This is a genomic window from Pandoraea sp. PE-S2R-1 (genome assembly GCF_002179865.1).
In the GTDB taxonomy this organism is placed as follows: Bacteria; Pseudomonadota; Gammaproteobacteria; order Burkholderiales; family Burkholderiaceae; genus Pandoraea.
The window spans coordinates 1-447 of sequence record NZ_NGUR01000138.1 but is presented as its reverse complement, the minus strand read 5'-3'; the positions used below and the strand labels follow the sequence as shown (position 1 = coordinate 447).

Annotated in this window: 1 pseudogene; it reads left to right on the top strand. The window is 59.3% G+C overall.

Features of this window, described 5'->3' with window-relative positions:
- Positions 1-447: pseudogene (locus CDV44_RS27410) on the top strand (glucose-6-phosphate isomerase); the annotation flags it as partial.

The following is a 447-nucleotide window of genomic DNA, read 5'->3' as shown; positions in this document are numbered from 1 at the left end:
GAGCGCGCACTTTATCGCCAACATCGATCCGACTGAACTGGCGCGTACGCTGCCTTTGCTCGACCCGGAAACGACGCTCGTAGTCGTTTGCTCGAAGACGTTCACCACGCTCGAAACCATGACCAACGCGCGCACGATTCGTGCGTGGTTCGTTGCGAACGGCATTCCGGAGAGTGAACTCGGCAAGCATTTCGTCGCAGTGTCGACGAACATCGAAGAAGCGACTCGCTTCGGCATTCGCCGTGAGAACGTATTCGAGTTCGGCGAATGGGTCGGCGGTCGCTACTCGCTCTGGTCGTCGATCGGGCTCATCATCATGCTGTATCTGGGGGCAGAGCATTTCGACGCGCTGCTCGCCGGAGCGCATGCGATGGACGAACATTTCCGCAGTGCGCCGCTTGAAGCCAACATGCCCGTGCTGCTTGGCCTGATCGGCATCTGGTATCG